Here is a 16,370-nt window from a genome sequence, read left to right on the forward strand (position 1 = left end):
TGGGCCTTGTTCCGGCACAGGGCGGCGAGCCCATTCTCCTGCCCGGATCCGCTTTCCCCAAGCCCTTAGATCCCGCCGGTCGACACGCAATTTCCATCCGGAATCCAGACAAATGCATCTCAAAGAACTCAAGAAGAAAACGTCGGCCGAACTGGTCGAAATGGCAGAGGAACTGGGCGTAGAAGGCGCATCGACGCTCCGCCGACAGGACCTGATGTTCGCCATTCTCAAGGAAGTGGCCGAAGACGGCGAGGAAATCATCGGGCAGGGCACCATCGAAGTGCTCACCGACGGTTTCGGCTTCCTGCGCAGCCCCGAGGCGAACTACCTCGCCGGTCCCGACGACATCTACGTCTCGCCCAACCAGGTCCGCAAATGGGGCCTGCGCACCGGCGATACCGTCGAAGGCGAAATCCGCGCCCCGCGCGACGGCGAGCGCTACTTCGCCATCACCAAGCTCATCAGCGTCAACTTCGACGATCCCGACGTGGTGCGCCACCGCGTCAACTTCGACAACCTGACGCCGCTCTATCCCGATCAGCGCCTGAAGCTCGATTGCCTCGACCCCACGGTCAAGGACAAGTCGGCCCGCGTGATCGATCTCATCTCGCCCCAGGGCAAGGGCCAGCGCGCCCTGATCGTGGCACCGCCGCGCACCGGTAAGACCGTGCTGCTGCAGAACATGGCCAAGGCCATCACCGACAACCATCCGGAAGTCTTCCTCCTCGTGCTGCTCGTCGACGAGCGCCCGGAAGAAGTCACCGACATGCAGCGCTCGGTGAAGGGCGAGGTCATCTCCTCCACCTTCGACGAACCCGCCCAGCGCCACGTCCAGGTCGCCGAAATGGTGATCGAGAAGGCCAAGCGCCTCGTCGAGCACAAGCGCGATGTCGTGATCCTGCTGGACTCGATCACCCGCCTCGGCCGCGCCTACAACACCGTCGTCCCCTCGTCGGGCAAGGTGCTGACCGGCGGTGTCGACGCCAACGCCCTGCAGCGCCCCAAGCGCTTCTTCGGCGCCGCGCGCAACATCGAGGAGGGCGGTTCGCTCTCGATCATCGCCACCGCGCTGATCGATACCGGCAGCCGCATGGACGAAGTCATCTTCGAAGAGTTCAAGGGCACCGGTAACTCGGAAATCGTCCTCGACCGCAAGGTGGCCGACAAGCGCATCTTCCCGGCGCTGGACGTCGGCAAGTCCGGCACCCGCAAGGAAGAGCTGCTCGTCCCGAAGGACCAGCTCACCAAGATGTGGGTCCTGCGCCGTATCCTCATGCAGATGGGCACCGTCGATGCGATGGAGTTCCTGCTCGACAAGATGAAGGACTCGAAGACCAACGAGGACTTCTTCTCGACCATGAATCAGTAAGCGGAGATCGGGGGCTTGAGCATTCTTCAGACTCTGGTGGCCACCTCCTCACTGGGTGGCCCCGCCGAGATCTGGCAGCACATCGTCAACGATTTTTCGAACCTTGGGACGCCGGCAGCAATGTCGGCGTTCTTGCAGGTGCTGATGATCGACGTGGTGCTGGCAGGCGACAACGCCATCGTCGTCGGTGCTCTCGCCGCCGGACTCCCGGCCGACCAGCGCAAGAAGGTCATCGCCATCGGCGTGATCGCGGCGCTCGTGCTGCGCATCGGCTTCGCGCTGATGGTGACCTGGCTGCTCGGTATCGTCGGCCTGATCTTCGCGGGCGGACTCCTGCTGCTGTGGGTCGCCTGGAAGATGTACCGCGAGATTCGCGGCGGCGAACACTCCCCCGGCTCGCCCGAGATCGAAGGCGACGAACATTCCGGCGTGAAACCCGCCAAGAGCTTTGCCGGAGCGGCGATCTCGGTGGCGGTGGCGGATATCTCGATGTCGATCGACAACGTGCTCGGCGTGGCGGGCGCGGCGCGCGAGCATCCGGGAATCCTGATCGTCGGGTTGGTCTTTGCCGTGGCGCTCATGGGCGTGGCGGCGAACTTCATCGCCCGGTACATCGAACGCTATCGCTGGATTGCCTGGGTCGGCCTCGCGGTGATCCTCTACGTGGCGGTGAAGATGATCTACGAAGGGTGGATCGATCCGCAACTGGGGATCGTCACACTGATCTGATGGAAGAGGGCTCGGGTTTCCGGGCCCTTTTCTTTTAGGACTGGTTGGCCTTACCTACTCCACTCGTCGTCCCCGCGAAGGCGGGGACCCCGCTTGTTCTTTGGAGGTAGGGTGAAGGTATCGTGACAGGAGTAGAGTGAAGTCCTGGGGGATGATCCCCCAGACCCTCGGAATGTCTACGTTGCGCGCCACCTATCTGTAATGCGCTCCCTGCGGCGCAGCCATTCAGTCTCCCGACGCAGCCATGGGCGCTGAACGGATAGGTGGCGCGCGACGCTGACAGTATCGGGGTGCAGGGGTAATAACCCCTGCTCTTCCCCTTCAATTCATCAGGGAATCAGCACCGTAGACCCGGTGGTAGCCCGAGCCTCCAACGCCCGATGCGCCTCGGCGGCCTGCTCCAGCTTGAAAGTCTGCCCGATGCGCGGCGTGAGAATCCCGGAGGCGATCCGGTCGAACAGCTTCTTCGCACTGATCGCGAGCTGGTCCGGTGTGGCGACATAATCCGCGAGCGTCGGGCGGGTGAGGTAGAGCGACCCGGCCTTCATCAGATCGAGCGGCGGCAGTGGGGGCACGGGGCCGGAGGCATTGCCGTAAGTCACCATGAATCCGCGCCTGCGCAGCGAGGCGAGCGAGGCCGACCACGAGGCTGCGCCGACTCCGTCGTAGACGACGTGGCACATTTCGCCGCCGGTGATCTCTCGCACGGCTTCGGGAAGGTCGCTGAAGTCGCAGTGGAGCGAATGCTCGCCGGGGACTTGTGCAGCCTTCTCCGCGCTGCCGGAGTGGGCGATGACGGTCACGCCCTTGTCGAGCAGCCAGGGCACCAGCAGCGAGCCTACGCCGCCCGCTGCCGAGTGCACGAGTGCGACGTGGCCCTGCGCGGCAGGGAAGGTGTCTTCGGCGAGATAGCAGGCGGTCAGGCCCTTGAGCATGACGGCGGCGGCGATTTCCGGCGCGATTGCTTCGGGAATTCGCATGACCTTGGCAGCGGCAATCAGGCGGTGGGTGGCATAGGCGCCTCCGGCGTGAGTCGTGCCGACCCGTTCACCGATTGCAAATCCACTCACGCCTTCGCCGAGCGCGACGATCCGGCCGACGCTTTCGGAGCCGAGGCTGATCGGCAGGGGATCGGCGTAGAGTCCCTTGCGGTAGTAGGTATCGATGAAGTTGAGTCCGACCGCTTCGGTTTCGATCAGCACTTCGCCGGGACCGGGAGAGGGGACTGCGAAGTCCTCGCGCTCGATCACTTCGGGGCCGCCGTGGGTCCGGGCGATCATTCGGTATCCGGTGGTCATTGTCGGAACGTCCTTGATTTTGCGGTCATGCCAATAGGCCCGGCCGCGCCGGGAAAGCGCGGACCGGGCTATCGTTATTCAGCCGATATGTTCGGCGAAGAAATCGTCGGTGCGTTTGTCGGCGAGTTCGGCACCGGCTTCATCGCGGCGGGCGCCGATCTCGGCGGCGAAGCCGTGGTCGAGGCCTTCGTAGTCCCAGAGGGTGACGCGCGGGTGGTCGTCGAGGCCTTCGTGGATAGCCTTCTGCGCGGCGGCGTCGACGAAGTGGTCGGCGGTGGGAATGTGCAGCATGAGCGGGCGGGCGATCGCGTGCTTTTCGTTCAGCATCTGGTCGATCATCACGCCGTAGTAGCCGACCGAGGCATCGATGTCGGTGCGCGCGGCGACCATGTAGGCGATCTTGCCGCCCATGCAGAAGCCGACGAGGCCGACCTTGGCGACGCCCTGTTCGCGGCGAATCCAGTGAATCACGGCTTCGAGATCGCGCATGCCGAGATCGAAATCATGGGCCATCATGTGATCGAGGGCCTGCTGCATTTCCGCTTCGACATAGGGGCTGAGTTCGATGCCGGGTTTCTGGCGCCAGAAGCTGTCCGGTGCGACGGCGAGGTAGCCCTGGGCGGCCCAGCTGTCCGCCTTGCGGCGAATGCCGGGATCGACGCCGAAGATTTCCTGCTGGACGATGATCGCGCCGCGCGGAGTGCCTTCGGGGCGGGCGACGTAGGCGGGGATCAGGCCGTCGCCGTCGAGCGTCGGGATTTCGGTGTTGGTCATGGAAGTCTCCTGCGGGATCGACCTGGAGCCTTCCGGCCCTGTCAGGCGTTGATGAAGGGTAGGCACGGGCGATGGACTTTGCCACCGCCATGTGCCACCCAAGACACAGAAATTCCAAACCGGGAGGCCGCCATGAAGGTCAATGTCGAGGTCGAATGCTCGCCTGAAGAAGCACGACGGTTCCTCGGTCTGCCCGACGTCACCAAGGCCAACGACGTCTATGTCGATGCATTGGCCAAGGCGATGCAGGGCGTGGGCAGTTTCGACCAGCTTCAGGAACTGAGCAAGCAGGTCGCACCGATGGGTCAGTTCGGACTCAAGCTGTTCCAGCAGTTCCTCGAAAGCGGCGCCGCGATGGCGATGAGCGGGGCGATGAGTCCCAAGAAGGACTCCTGAGACCCCCGCTATAGGGGTTCACGCGAGGGCGGCTCTGGAGTAGCGGCCGATCATGCCTGACACGATCTTCGCGCTTTCCAGCGGTTCTCCTCCTGCGGCCATCGGTGTCGTCCGCGTCAGCGGGCCTGCTGCCGGTGCTGCGCTCACCGCGCTTTCGGGAACGCTGCCGCAGCCGCGCCGGGCTAGCTATCGTGCCTTGCGGGATGCGGACGGCGCGGTTCTCGATCGGGCGCTGGTACTGTGGTTTCCGGGACCCAATACGGCCACTGGGGAAGATCTCGCCGAACTGCACTTGCACGGGGGTAGGGCGGTCGTAACGGCGGTTGAGACCGCGTTGCTAGGTATCGCGGGTTTGCGTCGGGCCGAGCCGGGCGAGTTCACCCGCCGGTCCTTCGCCAATGGCCGGATCGACCTAGCCGAGGCAGAAGGCCTTGCCGACCTGCTTTCCGCCGAAACCGAACTCCAGCGCCGCAGCGCGCTCGCCATGGCGGGCGGTGCCTTTTCGCGGCAGGTCGAGCAGTGGCGGGACCGGGTGCTTGTCGCATCGGCAGCGGTGGAGGCTGTGCTCGATTTCGGGGACGAGGATGACGTGTCCGACCTGCCGCCGGATTTCCTCACGCGGCTGACCGACCTTCGCGGCGAGCTTCAGGCATGGCTGTCACGTCCGCGTGCCGAAGCATTGCGCGAGGGCTTCCGCGTGGTCCTTGCCGGGCCGCCGAATGCGGGCAAGAGCACCTTGTTCAATGCCCTTGTCGAGGACGAGGCGGCGATCACTTCTCCGCTCGCCGGGACCACGCGGGACGTTCTCACGCGGGCGGTGTCGATCGGCGGCGTGCCGTTCCTGTTCGGTGACACCGCAGGCCTGCGCGACGAGACGGGCGACGAGATCGAAGCCATCGGCATCTCGCGCGCACTGGCCGAACTGGGCAAGGCCGATCTCGTGCTCTGGCTTGGGCCGGAAGGCGAGGGGCCGGACGGCGCTTGGGAAGTGTCTCCGCAGGCGGACGTGTTTCACGTGGAACACAAGACGTCGCCCCGGCACCGGATTTCCGCCGTCACCGGAACGGGCCTCGACGCCTTGAGGAAGGACCTGATCGAGACGGCTGCGGCCTCCATGCCCAAGCCGGGCGAGGCGGCGCTCAATCGCAGGCAATATGCATTGGTGGCGGAAGCCGAACGCGCACTCGGCAGTGCCGCGCAGGAACGGGACCCTCTGCTGGTTGCCGAAGCCCTGCGTCTGGCGCGTGTCGCCTTCGATGCGCTGATCGGACGGGCGACGACGGAGGATATGCTCGATGCCCTGTTCGGCCGGTTCTGCATCGGCAAATAAGCACTGTTCCACGTGAAACATTTCGGACGACTTTGACGCGAGTCGCCGCTTCGGGTAAGCGCGTCGTCCATGCATTACTTTGATGTGATCGTGATCGGCGGCGGTCATGCCGGCTGCGAGGCGGCGGCGGTTGCCGCCCGCATGGGCGCGCGCGTCGCGCTGGTCAGCTTCGATCTCGACGCCGTCGGCGCGATGAGCTGCAATCCGGCCATCGGCGGCCTCGGCAAGGGCCACCTCGTACGCGAGGTCGACGCCTTCGACGGCCTTATTGCCCGCGCGGCGGACGCGGCGGCGATTCACTATCGCATGCTAAATCGCTCGAAGGGCAGCGCCGTGCAGGGGCCGCGCGTTCAGGCGGACCGCAAGCTGTTCAAGGCGGCAATTCATCGCCTGCTCCAGCAGCAGGGCGACCTGACTCTGGTCGGCGGCGAAGCGGCGGCTCTGGTGATCGAGCAGGGCAGAATGGTCGGCATCGATCTGGCCGATGGCACCCGCCTCAATGCCCGCGCCGTCGTCCTGTGCACCGGCACGTTCCTGGGCGGGACTCTGTTCCGGGGCGAGGAGCGCCTGACCGGCGGCCGCATCGGCGAGGCTTCGGCGCAGCGGCTCGCGAGTCAGATGCGCGAGGCGGCCTTGCCGATGGCGCGACTCAAGACGGGCACGCCGCCGCGTCTCGACGGTCGCACCATCGATTGGGCGCGGCTCGACGAGCAGCCCTCCGATGGCGAGGACTGGACGATGTCGGCGATGGTGGAGGGGCATTACGGTCGCCGCCGCGTAGTGCCGCAGGTCTTCTGCGCGATCACCCGCACCAATCCGCGCACCCATGATGTCATCCGCGAGAACCTCCATCGCTCGCCGCTGTTCACCGGCGCGATCGGGGCTTCCGGCCCGCGCTATTGCCCCTCGATCGAGGACAAGATTCATCGCTTCGCCGATCGCGATGGGCACCAGATCTTCCTGGAACCGGAAGGCCTCGACAACCCGCTGGTCTATCCGAACGGGGTAAGCACCTCGCTTCCTGCCGATGTGCAGCTGGCGATGCTGCGCACGATGGAAGGGCTGGAGCAGGTGGAGATGTTCGTGCCCGGCTATGCCGTCGAGTACGACCATATCGACCCCCGCGCGCTGCGTACGAGTCTGGAACTGCGCGACATGCCCGGCCTCTATTGCGCCGGCCAGATCAACGGCACCACCGGCTACGAGGAAGCTGCTGCACAGGGACTCGTCGCGGGCATGCATGCGGCGGCTGAGGTCCTTGGCCGCGCGGCACCGGCGCTCGACCGGGCCAACAGCTACATGGCGGTGATGATCGACGATCTCACCTTGCACGGTGTGAGCGAACCCTATCGCATGCTGACCGCGCGAGCGGAGTATCGCCTGCGTTTGCGCGCGAACAATGCCTCGACCCGGCTCACCCCGCTCGCCATCGAGATCGGCGCGGCGGGAGCCGAGCGTCGCGCCTGGTTCGAACGGCGGCTTGCCGCGCGGGTCGAAATCGATTCCGCCTTCGATATCTCGCTTTCAGGTCATGAACTGGCGCAGGCCGGTCTGCCGGTTCGCGCCGATGTCGGGCGCTTGCCTGTCCGCGAGTGGCTGCGCTTCGGCGGAGTCGATATCGCCGGGCTGTCGCCCTGGATCGATGCCGCCTTGCTGACCGATGCCGCGCTGGTCGAGGAGATGGTCGAGGACGCGGCCTATGCGCCCTATCTGGAGCGGCAGGAGCGCGAGCTGCGCGACTTGCGCGCCAGCGAGGCGCTGCCGCTACCGGATGATTTTCCTTATGCCGAGATTCCCGGCCTCTCGCGCGAGATGGTCGAGCGGCTGAGCAAGGCGCGCCCCGCGAACCTCGCGGCGGCGGGACGAATTCCCGGAATTACCCCGGCAGCGCTAGCGGCGCTGCTGGTCCATGCCCGCAGGGAGGCGGCGTGATCACTACCGAAGACCAAGCACGCGAATGGCTGCGAGCGCTGCCCGAATGCGATGAAGCCGCCTGGGTTCGGCTCGAGACGCTGATCGCCATGCTGGTGGAAGAGAACCGGCAGCAGAATCTGGTTTCGGCGGCCAGCCTCGATCAGGTCTGGCTGCGGCATATCGTCGATAGTGCGCAGCTTCTGCCCTATGTTCCACGTGAAACATCGACGCCGTGGCTCGACCTCGGGACGGGGGCGGGCTTCCCCGGTCTCGTCATCGCAGCGCTGCGGCCCGAGTGCGAAGTGGTCATGGTGGAGTCTCGGACCCGGCGGATCGAGTGGCTCGATCGTGCCCGTATCGCCATGGGCCTCGACAACGCCCGCGTCGCCGGTCAGCGCCTCGAACTGGTCGAGAGCTTCCCGGTCAGCGTGATTTCCGCGCGCGCTTTTGCGCCGCTTGAAAAACTTCTGACAATTTCTTCGCGTTTTTCCACAAGCGACACGGTCTGGCTGTTGCCCAAAGGGCGTTCGGCAAAGCAAGAACTGGAAGACCTTCGCAAGTGGCGGCACATGTTCCACGTGGAACAGTCCCTGACGGACCCGCAGGCAGGCATCATTGTCGGCAAGCTGGCCGACAGGAAGGGTATGACCAAGTGATCCGTATCGCTATCGCCAACCAGAAGGGCGGAGTAGGGAAGACCACGAGCGCGATCAACATCGCGACGGCCCTTGCCGCCACGGGTTGGAACACCCTGCTGATCGATATCGACCCCCAGGGCAATGCCTCGACGGGTATCGGCATTTCGGCGTCCGAGCGTGACCGCACGTCCTACGACGTGCTGGTGGACCGGGCGCCTATCGCCGATTGCGTGATGCCGACCCGGATTCCCAACCTCGACCTGCTGGCGGCGACCGTCGACCTGTCCGGTGCGGAAGTGGAGCTGGTCAATGCCGACGACCGCGCCAATCGTCTGCGCACTGCGCTGCGCGGCGATCTCGGCTACGATGTCTGCCTGATCGACTGCCCGCCCTCTCTGGGCCTGCTGACGCTCAATGCGCTTGTTGCTGCGGATACCCTGCTGGTGCCGCTGCAATGCGAGTTCTTCGCGCTGGAGGGGCTGAGTCAGCTGCTCCAGACGGTCGAGCGGGTGCAGCAGCGCTTCAATCCCGATCTCGGGATCATCGGCATCGCGCTCACCATGTTCGATCGCCGCAACCGCCTGACCGATCAGGTCTCCGAAGACGTGCGCTCGGTCCTTGGCCAGCTCGTGTTCGAAACCACCATTCCGCGCAATGTGCGCCTGTCCGAAGCGCCCAGCCACGGCGTGCCCGCGCTGATTTACGATCATGCCTGCGCCGGCAGCCGGGCCTACATGGCTCTGGCGCGCGAACTTATCACCCGACTGCCCGAGAAGAGGAAAGCGGCATGAACGACGAATCGATCGTCCGCATCAGCGTACCCCCCGCCCTGAATGTGACCGGCGCTGCGACTGCGGTGTCCAAACAGAAGTCGAAGGGCCTCGGTCGCGGGCTAGGGGCTTTGCTGGGCGAGACTCGCCGCGAGGAACCGCTCGGCACGCCGGGAAGCTCCGAGGGCCGTGGTCCGGCGACGCGGGCAGGGGGGCTTGCTGTCCTCGCCATCGCGGACATCACCCCGCACCCGGATCAGCCGCGCCGTATCTTCGACGAGGAAGCGCTGGAAGAACTGGCCGCCTCGATCGCCCATCGCGGCGTCATTCAGCCGATCATCGTGCGGCCGATGGACGGTGGTCGCTATCAGCTGGTTGCCGGTGAACGTCGCTGGCGCGCCGCGCAGAAGGCGCAGCTTCACGAGATTCCGGCGCTCGTTCGCGAACTCACCGAGCGCGAAGTCATGGCGCTGGCGCTGATCGAGAACCTTCAGCGCGAGGATCTCAATCCCATCGAGGAAGCACGGGCCTACAACCGTCTTTCCGAATTCGAGGGCATGACTCAGGCCGAGATCGCCCGCATGGTCGACAAGAGCCGCAGCCATGTCGCCAACTTCCAGCGCCTGCTCGCGCTGCCGGACGAGGTGATCTCGATGGTCGAGAAGGGCAGCCTGTCGATGGGCCATGCCCGCGCCCTGATCGGCTGCGACGGTGCCGAGGAGATCGCCGAAGCCGCGATCGCCAAGCAGATGTCGGTTCGCGAAATCGAGAAGCTGGTGCGCAAGAAAGCGCGCGGCGATGTCGCGCCGCGTCGTGCCCGCACTGCCCGCAGCGCCCATGAGGATGCCGATATCGTTGCCGTGCAGAGCCACCTGGAGGAGTTCCTCGGGCTGCCGGTGAAGATCAATGCCGATGCCGATCCGAAGTCGGGCACGGTGACGATTCGCTATGCCACGCTCGATCAGCTTGATCTGATCTGCCAGCGCCTGACCGGCGGGGCGATCTGAATCGTTTCGAATTTCAGGAATTCATGCGGCGCTCGGACTTCGGTTCGGGCGCCGTTTTTGTTGCTGCTATTGCGCGCTCTCGGTTTCGGTCGAGATATCGGCAGCTGCGGTCTGACGGCGGGGGATCGAACGGCGGGCAGGGCGGACGCCTGAATCTTCTGCATAGGCGATAGGCTCGCCCGCGCTGTCGATGGCCTGGACGACCGGAATCGAAACCATGCGCTGTGACTGGGCCGGATAGACATAGGCATAGCCGGGTGCGGCATAGCCATGGATCGGCACTACGACCTGACCCTGCCGGTAGCGCGCTAGGTAGTCGTCGAGATAAGTCTCACACTCGCCGTGGTTGCCCTGGCCCTCGCGGACGGTTCCCGACTTCGGCCTGCTGGCGGCGACCTTCTGGTGGCAATCCGCAAGCCAGGCGTCTCGTTGTGCCGGATCGAATTCGTAGCGGATCGGCGCGGCAGCGACGGGAGTCGGGGCGTTGCTGCCCTGCAAGTAGTCTGCACCAGCCTCGCTTTCGGTGGCGGAAACGATGGAAGCGCCGGAAAGAAGGGCTAGGGCGAGACTCGCGGTGCAGAGGGTCGAACGCATTCGCAGGGCCTTTTCACGGATTCATGGGCATTAGCCGCGTCTGTTAACAAGACGTTTAGCATCATAACCCGCGAAAGGCCAAGCATCCGGGACCGATTGTCGGTCCCGGAGAGAGACGGTCAGATCGATGCTGCGACGATGGCCGCGAGAGCCTCGATACCGGCAGCGTCTTCGGCATCGAAACGGTCGGCGATGGGGCTGTCTAGATCGATCACTGCCACGACCTTGCCGTCACGCAGCACCGGCACCACCAGCTCGGAGCGGCTGTCGGCATCGCAGGCGATATGGCCGGGGAAGGCGTGGACGTCCGGCACGACCTGAGTCTCGCCGCTGGCAGCCGCCGTGCCGCAGACGCCGCGGCCCAAGGAAATGCGGATGCAGGCAGGCTTGCCGACGAACGGACCGAGCACCAGTTCGTCCGCGACGTTGCGGTAGAATCCCGCCCAGTTGAGGTTCGGCAGGAACTGCCAGATCAGCGCGGCCACGTTGGCCATGTTGGCCACGCCATCGGGTTCGCCCTCGACGAGCGCCTTGGCGGCTGAGGCGAGGTCCGAGTAGAGTTCGGGCTTGGGCTGGTCGCCCTTGGGAGCAAAGTCGTACATAGCGGCTGCGATACTCCAACTCCTTGTTGCCGCATAGGCGGTAGCGTCTTATCTCAGGCGCATGCGCTCCATTCTCATCAAATCCGGCCTGGCTCTCGGTGCCGTCGTTCTCATCGGTGCCGGTACGATCGCCTGGTCCCAGTATTCCAACACCTCCGACCTGCCGTTCGACGATACGGTGGGCAAGGACCCCAAGCTGGTCGATCCGGACCCGCAGTGGATTCCCAGCGTCAAGCTGGTGGAGACCGTGGGCTGGGCTGCCAATGAAGCGCCCAAAGCCGGGGAAGGGCTGGCCGTCGCCCGCTTCGCCGAAGGCCTCGATCATCCCCGCACCATGCTGTCTCTACCCAACGGCGACGTGCTGGTGGCGGAAACCAATGCGCCCGCCGGGAACAAGCCCAAGGGCCTGACCGGCATGGTGATGGGCTGGATGTTCAACAGAGTCGGCGCAGGCGAGGCCTCGCCTGACAAGATCGTCCTGCTGCGCGATGCCGACGGCGACGGCAAGGCGGAGCAGCGCTTCGATTTCCGCACCGCCGACATGCATTCGCCCTCGGGCATGGCTTACCGCGACGGCAAGCTCTACATCGCCAACCACGACAAGGTTCTCGAATTCGCTTTCCAGCCCGGCGCGACCAAGCTGGACGGCAAGCCGCTGCGCACGATGATGGACCTGCCGCCCGCCGGTAACCACTGGATGCGCAACCTGCTGCTGAGCGAGGACGGCAAGCAGCTCTACGTCGCGGTCGGCTCTGCCACCAATATCGCCGACGAGGGCATGGAAGCCGAGACCGGCCGCGCCGCGATCTGGGAGATTGACGTCGACACCGCCCGTCGCCGCCAGTTCGCTGCGGGCATGCGCAATCCCAACGGTCTTGGCTGGAATCCCTCGACCGGCGAGATGTGGGCGACGGTGCAGGAGCGCGACATGCTCGGCCCCGATCTCGTGCCCGACTACCTGACCAACGTGCCGGTCGGCGCGCAGTACGGTTGGCCCTGGATCTACTGGAAGACGACGTTCGATGAACGCGTGCAGTGGCCGATGCAAACTTACATGCTCGAATATACCCGCAAGCCCGAATACGCGATGGGCGCCCACGCCAGCACGCTCGGCATGGTCTTCGCGAACGGTGGCAACCGCATGGGCGCGAAGTTCGCCAACGGAGCGTTCGTGGCCCGCCACGGCTCCTGGAACCGCCGCCCGGCGGTGGGCTACGACGTGGTCTTCGTACCCTTCGACGCCAACGGCAATCCGCAGAAGGGCAAGCCGGTTCCGGTGCTCTCGGGCTTCCTGAAAGACGGCTCGCATACCCATGGCCGCCCGACCTGGCTGGCCTGGGACAAGAGCGGCAGCCTGCTCGTCAGCGACGATACCGCAGGCGTGGTCTGGCGCGTGCAGGCGCCCGGCGCTGCGCCTTCCGCCGCGATCAAGCCGGTGGAGACGGAGCACATGAAGCCGCTGAAGGAGATCAAGGACCCGACGATTCCGGGGGCTACCGGCAATCTGGAGGCCGGGTTCACCAAGGGGCCGGACAAGTTGCTGCCTACCGGGCATTGAGCGGGAGAGGGGACCTTCGGGTCCCCTTTTTTGTAGAACAAGGGAATGATTCTGGGGCCATCGCCCCAGACCCCGTTACTGTCGATGTTTTGCGCGCAGAGGCGTGGTGCGCTCCTTGCGGCGCAGCGATTATGTCTCCCGACGCTGCCATGAGCGCACAACGGCGTTGGCCCGCGTGACTTATACGGTAATGGGGGTGCAGGGGGGCTTTGCTCCCCTGCGTTTCCTTTTCTTAGATTATCTTTCCGGCCCGTCCCGCAACTTCGGTAACGTATTGCCACGCCACACGGCCCGAGCGCGCCCCGCGACGGCGAGACCATTCCAGCGCGTCGTGCTCGTCGAAGGTCAGGCCGAACTGCTGCGTATAGCCCTCGATGATCGCGAGGTAGGAGGGCTGGTCGCAGTTGTGGAAGCCGATCGAAAGGCCGAAGCGGTCGGCCAGCGCTAGTCGGTCGTCCACCACGTCGCGGGCGTTGATCGGATCGTCCTGTTCCGACATCGAGCGGGAGACGATAGCACGGCGGTTGGCGGTGACGGCGAGGCGGACGTTGTTCGGGCGGGCCTCGACGCCGCCTTCCAGCCAGGAGCGCAGCAGGCGCGGCCCGGCACCGTCGTTTTCCTCGAAGCCGAGATCGTCGATAAAGACCAGGAACTGGCGATCTACCTTGCCGAGCAGGGCGAAGAGCGCGGTCACGCCGTGGAGGGCTTCCTGGGCCACCTGAACGAGGGCAATGCGGCCGGGGTGGGCGGTCTGGGCGGCGCGGATCGAGGCGCGCATCAGGGCGGACTTGCCCATGCCGCGCGAACCCCAGAGCAGCATGTCGTGCGCGGCATAGCCGGCGGCGAGGCGCTCGACATTGGCGACCACGCGCTCCTTCTGGGATTCGATGCCGCGCAGCAGGTCGAGCGGCGGGGCGAGGAGTTCGGGCACGCCGCGCGCTTCGCTGCCGGTCCAGACATAGGCGGGGTGAGCCAGCCAATCGACTTGCGGCGCGGGCGCGGGCGCAAGGCGTTCGAGGGCTTCGGCAATGCGGCTGAGGACTTTGGTCTGGTCGGTCATGCTCTGGGTTCTTCGCCTGTCGGTTCGTGGGTGGCCATGGCTTCGCGCACCAAATGCGCGATTAAGCGCCGCGCGGCCATCTTTTTTCGCCGGTGGTCAGGCATTGTTCCACGTGGAACGTTTGGGAGTGGCGGAGGCTGTCTCCGTAAGCCCGCGCGCGGTTTCTCTTGGCTTTCGGGTCCTTGGGCTATAGCGGCGGAGTATGGAGCGCAACCTTGGACCTGAACTGCTGGCACCCGATCCGGACGGCGTGGCACGCGCCGCTGCACTGCTGGGCGAGGCCAGGCTGGTGGCGGTGCCGACGGAGACTGTCTACGGCCTCATGGCGCGCGCGGACCGCGATGAATCGGTCGCGGCGATCTACCGGGCCAAGGGGAGGCCCAGCTTCAATCCATTGATAGTCCATGTCGCCGATCTGGCCGCCGCGCAGGAACTGGCGGTGCTGGATGAGCGTGCGCTGAGTCTGGCGGCTGCATTCTGGCCCGGCGCTCTGACCATGGTGCTGCCCTTGCGCGAAGGCGCGGCAGTGGCTCCGGCGGTGACGGCAGGGCTGCCCACGGTGGCGCTGCGCTGCCCGGCTCATCCGCTGATGCGTGCGGTGATCGCGAAGTCCGGACTGGCCTTGGCGGGGCCTTCCGCCAACCGGAGCGGGGGCGTGAGTCCGACGCGGGCCGAGCACGTCGTTGCCTCGCTCGGGGCGAATGTCGATGCGGTCGTGGACGGCGGTGCTTGCGAGGCGGGTCTCGAGTCTACCATCGTCGCCTTGCGCGAGGACGGGCGCTGGCAGGTCCTGCGGCCGGGGCCGATTCCGCGTGAGGCGATCCGCGAAGTGCTCGGCAGGGATAACGACGCCGTGACGTCGCAGGCTATCGAGGCACCGGGGCAGCTCGCCAGCCACTATGCGCCGGGCAAGCCGGTCAGGCTGAATGCGGGGAGCGCGGAGGCGGACGAATTCCACATCGGCTTCGGTGCAATTGCCGGGGACGCGAATCTTTCCGAGAGGGGTGATCTCGTCGAGGCGGCCTCGCGGCTATACGCGCTGCTGCATGAAGGCGCGGCGGCGAGTCAGCCGCGCATTGCCGTTGCACCGATTCCGGGTGAGGGCGTGGGTGCGGCGATCAATGACAGGTTGAGTCGGGCGGCGGCCTGAGTTCTGCCTCAGCGCCGCTGCTGAACCGCTCCCGGCATCAGATACTGCATCTGGGCATAATCGTCGCGGGCCTTGTTGCAGGCCTCACGATCGCCCCGATCGCATTCGCGCAAGTGCTTCTGATACTGGCGCTGCATCTTGCCCAGCTTCTCTTCCTGCTTGCGCATCTGGCGGCCGCGCTTTTCGTCGGCTTCGGACTGGCTGGTGGTCACGGCATCTACGGCCGATCCGGCGACGCGCACCGGGGCGGTCACGATCTTGCCGGCAGTGCTGAGGCAGCCGGAGAGCAGCAAGGCTGCAGCAGGGGCGAGAAAGGGCAGGGTGCGCTGAATCATCGCGCGGACCCTCTCACGAAGCGACTGTCACCACAATGAATATCCCGGGAACATCCCGCAAAACGAAAGGGGCCGCTTCCGGTGTGGAAGCGGCCCCCTTGCGTGCGAGATCACGCTGCGTCTTATCAGACTGCTTCAGCGCTCTCGTAGTACTTCGGCGCGTACTCGTTGAGGATCGAGAGGATCTTCTTCAGAGCCGCCGGTTCGTCGGTCTTTTCCATGGCCGCGAGTTCGCGGGCCAGACGCGAGGAAGCCGCTTCGAAGATCTGGCGTTCGGAGTAGCTCTGCTCCGGCTGATCGTCGGCGCGGAACAGGTCGCGGGTCACTTCGGCGATCGACACGAGGTCGCCCGAGTTGATTTTCGCTTCGTATTCCTGGGCGCGGCGCGACCACATGGTGCGCTTCACCTTCGGCTTGCCCTTGAGCGTATCGAGCGCTTCGCGCAGGGTCTTGTCCGACGACAGCTTGCGCATGCCGATCGATTCGACCTTGTTCACGGGAACGCGAAGAGTCATGCGCTCTTTTTCGAAGCGCAGCACGTAGAGGTCGAGCTGCATCCCGGCAATTTCCTGCTTCTGGAGCTCGATCACACGGCCTACGCCGTGCTTGGGATAAACGACGTAATCTCCAACATCGAAGGCATCGGCCCTGGTTGCCATGTATCGTCCTTTCACCTGCAGGATTCGCTGCCATACCTACGGTGAGAGACAACCGGGTGGTGCGACTTGAAAACGCAAAAGCGCTTTCGCCGCCCGGTCAGATACCTCTCCCAGCCGTTTGCTTTCGAACCCTGCCTCGCAATGCAAATGCTGCCGAACGGGCAGAAGGCCCGGGCAGTTGCTGGAT

At 65.2% G+C, this 16,370-nt stretch carries 17 protein-coding genes; 10 read left to right on the plus strand and 7 right to left on the minus strand.

Annotated elements, in window-relative coordinates:
* Nucleotides 1–112: 112 nt before the first annotated feature.
* Nucleotides 113–1,369 carry a transcription termination factor Rho gene (gene rho / locus ACZ1II_RS08125; RefSeq protein ID WP_147216117.1) on the plus strand — a complete coding sequence of 419 codons (1,257 nt, stop codon included), beginning with the start codon at nt 113–115 and terminating at the stop codon, nt 1,367–1,369.
* Between the two features lie 15 nt (nt 1,370–1,384).
* On the plus strand, nt 1,385–2,098 hold the full coding sequence (locus tag ACZ1II_RS08130; RefSeq protein ID WP_465145969.1) for a TerC family protein: 714 nt from the start codon (nt 1,385–1,387) through the stop codon (nt 2,096–2,098).
* Between the two features lie 329 nt (nt 2,099–2,427).
* Here the strand turns inward: ACZ1II_RS08130 and ACZ1II_RS08135 are convergent, their stop codons facing one another.
* Together ACZ1II_RS08135 and ACZ1II_RS08140 are read right to left on the minus strand one after the other, a co-directional pair.
* The gene (locus ACZ1II_RS08135) at nt 2,428–3,396 is read right to left on the minus strand and encodes a quinone oxidoreductase family protein (RefSeq protein WP_465145970.1); all 969 of its coding nucleotides are present in this window, start codon (nt 3,394–3,396) and stop codon (nt 2,428–2,430) included.
* 78 nt (nt 3,397–3,474) lie between these two features.
* Nucleotides 3,475–4,170: a dienelactone hydrolase family protein gene (locus tag ACZ1II_RS08140; protein ID WP_465145971.1), complete on the minus strand. Its 696-nt coding sequence runs from the start codon at nt 4,168–4,170 to the stop codon at nt 3,475–3,477.
* 132 nt (nt 4,171–4,302) lie between these two features.
* Here ACZ1II_RS08140 and ACZ1II_RS08145 point away from each other — a divergent pair, with 132 nt between their 5' ends.
* From ACZ1II_RS08145 to ACZ1II_RS08170, 6 genes are all read left to right on the plus strand, one after another.
* Nucleotides 4,303–4,566: a DUF6489 family protein gene (locus tag ACZ1II_RS08145; protein ID WP_465145972.1), complete on the plus strand. Its 264-nt coding sequence runs from the start codon at nt 4,303–4,305 to the stop codon at nt 4,564–4,566.
* A 52-nt stretch (nt 4,567–4,618) separates the two neighbouring features.
* Entirely contained in the window at nt 4,619–5,896 is a 1,278-nt protein-coding gene (mnmE, locus tag ACZ1II_RS08150) for a tRNA uridine-5-carboxymethylaminomethyl(34) synthesis GTPase MnmE (protein WP_465145973.1), read from the plus strand.
* A 69-nt stretch (nt 5,897–5,965) separates the two neighbouring features.
* Nucleotides 5,966–7,828, plus strand: a complete 1,863-nt coding sequence (mnmG, locus tag ACZ1II_RS08155) for a tRNA uridine-5-carboxymethylaminomethyl(34) synthesis enzyme MnmG (protein WP_465145974.1) — start codon at nt 5,966–5,968, stop codon at nt 7,826–7,828.
* A complete protein-coding gene (rsmG, locus tag ACZ1II_RS08160) occupies nt 7,825–8,466 on the plus strand; it encodes a 16S rRNA (guanine(527)-N(7))-methyltransferase RsmG (protein ID WP_147216126.1) in 642 nt (213 codons plus the stop codon). The genes mnmG and rsmG overlap by 4 nt, the downstream gene beginning before the upstream one ends.
* Entirely contained in the window at nt 8,463–9,239 is a 777-nt protein-coding gene (locus ACZ1II_RS08165) for a ParA family protein (protein WP_465145975.1), read from the plus strand. Before rsmG ends, ACZ1II_RS08165 begins: the two co-directional genes overlap by 4 nt.
* A complete protein-coding gene (locus tag ACZ1II_RS08170; protein WP_465145976.1) occupies nt 9,236–10,225 on the plus strand; it encodes a ParB/RepB/Spo0J family partition protein in 990 nt (329 codons plus the stop codon). Before ACZ1II_RS08165 ends, ACZ1II_RS08170 begins: the two co-directional genes overlap by 4 nt.
* Before the next feature lie 66 nt (nt 10,226–10,291).
* On the opposite strand, the gene ACZ1II_RS08175 is transcribed toward ACZ1II_RS08170, so the two are convergent.
* A complete protein-coding gene (locus ACZ1II_RS08175; protein WP_465145977.1) occupies nt 10,292–10,819 on the minus strand; it encodes a hypothetical protein in 528 nt (175 codons plus the stop codon).
* A gap of 119 nt (nt 10,820–10,938) precedes the next feature.
* Nucleotides 10,939–11,421 (minus strand): GAF domain-containing protein, encoded by a 483-nt coding sequence (locus ACZ1II_RS08180; RefSeq protein WP_465145978.1) that lies wholly within the window; start codon nt 11,419–11,421, stop codon nt 10,939–10,941.
* 61 nt (nt 11,422–11,482) lie between these two features.
* Here ACZ1II_RS08180 and ACZ1II_RS08185 point away from each other — a divergent pair, with 61 nt between their 5' ends.
* Nucleotides 11,483–12,979: a PQQ-dependent sugar dehydrogenase gene (locus ACZ1II_RS08185; RefSeq protein ID WP_465145979.1), complete on the plus strand. Its 1,497-nt coding sequence runs from the start codon at nt 11,483–11,485 to the stop codon at nt 12,977–12,979.
* A 232-nt stretch (nt 12,980–13,211) separates the two neighbouring features.
* On the opposite strand, the gene ACZ1II_RS08190 is transcribed toward ACZ1II_RS08185, so the two are convergent.
* The gene (locus ACZ1II_RS08190; protein ID WP_465145980.1) at nt 13,212–14,039 is read right to left on the minus strand and encodes a DUF815 domain-containing protein; all 828 of its coding nucleotides are present in this window, start codon (nt 14,037–14,039) and stop codon (nt 13,212–13,214) included.
* A 202-nt stretch (nt 14,040–14,241) separates the two neighbouring features.
* Between ACZ1II_RS08190 and ACZ1II_RS08195 the strand changes: the two genes are divergently transcribed.
* Complete coding sequence (locus tag ACZ1II_RS08195; protein WP_465145981.1) at nt 14,242–15,189, plus strand: L-threonylcarbamoyladenylate synthase; 948 nt, start codon at nt 14,242–14,244, stop codon at nt 15,187–15,189.
* 8 nt (nt 15,190–15,197) lie between these two features.
* Here ACZ1II_RS08195 and ACZ1II_RS08200 read toward each other — a convergent pair whose 3' ends face one another.
* Nucleotides 15,198–15,524 (minus strand): DUF6726 family protein, encoded by a 327-nt coding sequence (locus ACZ1II_RS08200; RefSeq protein WP_465145982.1) that lies wholly within the window; start codon nt 15,522–15,524, stop codon nt 15,198–15,200.
* 125 nt (nt 15,525–15,649) lie between these two features.
* On the minus strand, nt 15,650–16,183 hold the full coding sequence (locus ACZ1II_RS08205; RefSeq protein ID WP_021234861.1) for a CarD family transcriptional regulator: 534 nt from the start codon (nt 16,181–16,183) through the stop codon (nt 15,650–15,652).
* Nucleotides 16,184–16,370 lie beyond the last annotated feature (187 nt).

The organism is Novosphingobium sp. BL-S-20 (genome assembly GCF_055521635.1).